Origin of the sequence: Nocardioides sp. NPDC006273 (assembly GCF_040613495.1) — a bacterium.
Classification (GTDB): domain Bacteria; phylum Actinomycetota; class Actinomycetes; order Propionibacteriales; family Nocardioidaceae; genus Nocardioides.
Map to the genome: position 1 here is coordinate 1 of NZ_JBEXSD010000123.1, position 3,570 is coordinate 3,570.

Consider the following 3,570-nt stretch of genomic DNA (forward strand, 5'->3'; position numbering starts at 1 on the left):
GGAGATGACGCTCTGCATCATCGCGGCCATCCCGATGCCGATGAGGATCAGACGTGTACCGGCCGCGGATCGAGGTCACTCATCTCCGCCGCCACCAAACAGCACCGGCGAGAGCGAAGAGAACGAGGATGCCGACCGGGGCGACCCAGGTGGGCAGCGGCTCGGGGTCGGAGCTCGGCCGCGGCTCGGCGGCCGGGTCCTCCGGAGATAACTCCGGCGACGGGCTTGAGGGCGCCCCCACAGCATCCCCAAGCACCGTCGCCGGAGCGGTAACGACATTGTCGTCTATCCACGTGAACGCAACACCCTGCCCGGAGGTCACGCCTATTTCGGTAACATTTCTGGTGGCGTAGCTCCAGGCTCCCGAGTCGTCGGCGATCCACAGCGACCAGTAGGCGTCAGCGGGCGGCATCTGGGCGCATCCCGCCTCCTCCGGCCGGCCCGCGACCCGGCAGACGACGCTCGGCATCGAGGTCACGAAGGTGAGCGGATGTCCCGCCTTCTCGAAGAGGTCGGCGCCGGTGTCGCCCTCCTCCGGCTGGACGCAGGCGACCTCCGGGCCGCCGCCCAAGGCGTTGGGCTCGACGACGACGGTCACGCCCGCGCACGCCTCCGCGGCGGATGACGCGGCTGCGGATGAGATGGGTGCGGTGGCCCCGGCGAGGATCGCCAGGGCCACCGCTACAGAACGCAGAATCAGCACGAGCTCTTCGCGGTCGCGTCCTTGGGCAGGAAGACCAGCGACGGCAGCGCCTGTGCGGCCGCGAGGCGGTACATCCCCTCGGACTCCTTCGTCAGTCCCTTGGCGTTGCCCTCGGTCAGCGCGGCGTCGTCGTAGGCCACCGCCCCGGCGTCGTCACCGCAGGTCACGACGTGGTCGGCGACCCACGACGCCGCCTTCTCTGCAGCAGCGGTCTCGCCGGCCCGCCCGAACGCCCATCCGGCCAGGCCGGTGGTGTTGGAGTTGGCGACGTTGCCGGTGGCTGCCTTCAGCGAGCCGTCCTCGGCCTGGGTCTCCTTCAGCCAGTCCGCGCCCGACTTGACGGCCTTCTCCGCCTCCGGGCTGGCCACCGACGACAGGGCGATCAGCGCGAACGCGGTCGCGTCGGCGTCCGGGACGGCCTTCGGGTCACCGTCGCAGGTCTGGTTGGCGGCAGCGGGATCGGCTGTGAAGGTGACTCGGAACCAGCCCTCCTCGCACTGCTGCCCGGCCAGGAACTCCGCAGCGGCCGCGGCTTCCTTGCTCTCGGCGTTGCTCAGTGCCCACACGGCGTACGACTGGCCGATGGTGTTGGAGTAGTCGGCCGCCTTCTTGTTCTTGGGGTCGAGCTTGTCGGCGATGCGGCCGTTCTCGGCGACCGTGCCCTCGAGCTGCGCGAGCAGGCCGGGGTCGGAGACGTCGACGTTCTGCTGGAGGACGAGCGCCTTCGCGGTGGCGCCGGCCGAGGTGACGGTGCCGAAGCCGGGCGAGGTGTAGGCGGCCTTGTTCTTCATCACGGCCTCGGTGATCGTCGCGATCTCCTCGTCGTAGCCGCCGATCTCCGCCAGCGCGATCCCGATGTCGGCGCTGAGCCCGAAGTCGTCGGTGCCGTACTGCGCGTTGCGGGCCACGCCCTCCGGCGCCTGGGCGACGAGCCAGTCGGCCACGGAGGTGGACACCTTGGCGTCGTAGGTGCTCTTCTCCCCCTCCTCGATGGTCTGCTCGCCGCAGCCGGCGAGCGAGGTGAGGGCGAGGGCGGCGGCGATGCCGCCGAAGACGGTCTTCTTCATGGTTCCTTCCGCGCTGTTCGTCGGGAAGGCACGGGGCCGACCCGCTGCGTTCCACGACAGCGTCAGGTCAGTACGCGTCCGTCGGCGGGTGCTCCGGCTCGCTCAGGACACCTCGGAGTCCTGGGCCTACGGTTGCGGGTCAGCGCCGGAGTTCGACCGGCTTCCCCCACCACGGCGTGTGTTGATTGAGGCTCTGCTAATTCGGGGGTAATCCTATGCCCGGCGGGCGCTGCTTGCGGGATCGCGGTTCGAGCAGTCACTCTGTCCCCATGCGCCACAGGATTCTCGGCCTTGTCGCAGCATCGACCTCGGCCACCCTTCTCGCCCTCGTCCAGACCATCCCAGCCGGGGCCGAACCGGCCCGGGCATCGGTGACGTACGCCGATCTCGTCGCCATGTTCGGCGAGAAGGTCGGCGACCGCCGGACCGTCGAGACCGGCCTGCCGAGCCTCAACCGGGCGATGGCCGACGCCCAGATCACCACCGCCTATCGACAGGCGGCCTACCTGACCACGCTCGCCAACGAGAGCTCCTTCCACCACGACGCCAAGGCCGGCGACAAGCGGAAGTTCACCGGCCGCGGCTACATCCAGCTGACCGGCGAGGCCAACTACACCGACGCCGGCACCTACTTCGGGATCGACCTGCGCCGCCGCCCCGAGCTGGCCAGGTCTCTGGACCACAGCGCGCCGATCTCGCGGTGGTACTGGAGCGTCGCCCGCGACATCAACCCGCTCGCCGACGCCCTCGACATGGGCAAGGTCAACGCGGCGATCGGCTATCCCCGCAACAAGGCCGAGGACGCCGAGCGCTGTCGCGACTTCAAGGCCGCGCTGAAGCACCTCAACGGGTCGGTGCCCAAGGGGATCAGGTGCGCCCGCCCGGCGAGGACGTAGCGGAAGACGTACGTCACTTCCTGCCGTTGCGCCTGTCGCTGACCGCGATCGCCGAGGTGCCCTCGTCCTTGAGCTCGAACAGGTCGATCGCCTTGATCAGCTTGGTCCAGGTGGCGTAGCCGTAGTTGCGCGGGTCCTCGGAGGACTGGTTGCGGATGCGGGAGACGACGGTGCCGACCAGGGCCCAGCCGTCGTCGTCGGCGGCCGCGGCGATGGAGTTGCGCAGCAGCTGGATCAACCTGGCGTTGCGCTTCAGCACCTGGCCCGTGGTCGCGGCGGCGGCCTGCTTGCGGGCGGGCGCTACGCCGGCCTCGGTCTCGGCCACCTCCTCGGTGTCGCCGAGCTTCTCCACGACGGTGAACCGGGTGCAGGCGCTCTTGAACGGCGCTGGTGTCTTCTCCCGGCCGTAGCCGTAGACCGCGCGACCCTTCTCCCGCAGGTAGTGCACCAGCGGGGTGAAGTCGGAGTCGGAGGAGACCAGCGCGAACGCGTCGGGGATCGCAGCATGGAGCAGCTCGACCGCGTCGATCGCGAGCGCCATGTCGGAGGCGTTCTTGTGCGCGGTCAGGTCGAACTGCTGCATCGGCCGGATCGCGGCGTCGTGCAGCTCCCCGATCCAGCTCTTCAGCTCGGACTTGGTCCAGTTGCCGTAGGCCCGACGGATCGTCACCTCGCCGTACTCGGCCAGGTCGTTGAGGATCGCGTCGATCTTGGACGCGGGAGCATTGTCCGCGTCGATGAGCAGGGCAATACGGAAAGGCTCGGTCATTCAGGACAGTCTGCCAGTGCACCCCACCGCCGAGTCGGCTCATCCTGACCAAAACCGACGCCGAGTCGGCGCGTCATGACTCCATCGTCGCGACCATCCAGGCCGAGCAGGACAAGGCCATCCGCGCACCGGGCA

The 3,570-nt window shown here is 69.2% G+C and carries 4 protein-coding genes and 1 riboswitch; of the genes, 1 reads left to right on the forward strand and 3 read right to left on the reverse strand.

Going from position 1 to position 3,570, the window contains the following annotated elements; all coding sequences use genetic code 11:
* Positions 1-79: 79 nt before the first annotated feature.
* Complete coding sequence (locus ABZZ22_RS26870; RefSeq protein ID WP_354938592.1) at positions 80-703, reverse strand: hypothetical protein; 624 nt, start codon at positions 701-703, stop codon at positions 80-82.
* Complete coding sequence (locus ABZZ22_RS26875; RefSeq protein WP_354938595.1) at positions 697-1,770, reverse strand: hypothetical protein; 1,074 nt, start codon at positions 1,768-1,770, stop codon at positions 697-699. The genes ABZZ22_RS26870 and ABZZ22_RS26875 overlap by 7 nt, the downstream gene beginning before the upstream one ends.
* A 65-nt stretch (positions 1,771-1,835) precedes the next feature.
* Positions 1,836-1,971: riboswitch (cobalamin riboswitch) on the reverse strand.
* Positions 1,972-2,039: 68 nt separating this feature from the next.
* Between ABZZ22_RS26875 and ABZZ22_RS26880 the strand changes: the two genes are divergently transcribed.
* On the forward strand, positions 2,040-2,666 hold the full coding sequence (locus ABZZ22_RS26880; RefSeq protein WP_354938598.1) for a glycoside hydrolase family 19 protein: 627 nt from the start codon (positions 2,040-2,042) through the stop codon (positions 2,664-2,666).
* A 13-nt stretch (positions 2,667-2,679) separates the two neighbouring features.
* Here ABZZ22_RS26880 and ABZZ22_RS26885 read toward each other — a convergent pair whose 3' ends face one another.
* On the reverse strand, positions 2,680-3,435 hold the full coding sequence (locus ABZZ22_RS26885; RefSeq protein ID WP_354938601.1) for an NYN domain-containing protein: 756 nt from the start codon (positions 3,433-3,435) through the stop codon (positions 2,680-2,682).
* Positions 3,436-3,570: the final 135 nt, after the last annotated feature.

Bases quoted from the DNA above. Each gene is read 5' to 3' on its own strand.
- ABZZ22_RS26875 (WP_354938595.1), bottom strand. From the start codon at position 1,770: ATGAAGAAGACCGTCTTCGGCGGCATCGCCGCCGCCCTCGCCCTCACC.
- ABZZ22_RS26880 (WP_354938598.1), top strand. From the start codon at position 2,040: ATGCGCCACAGGATTCTCGGCCTTGTCGCAGCATCGACCTCGGCCACC.
- ABZZ22_RS26885 (WP_354938601.1), bottom strand. From the start codon at position 3,435: ATGACCGAGCCTTTCCGTATTGCCCTGCTCATCGACGCGGACAATGCT.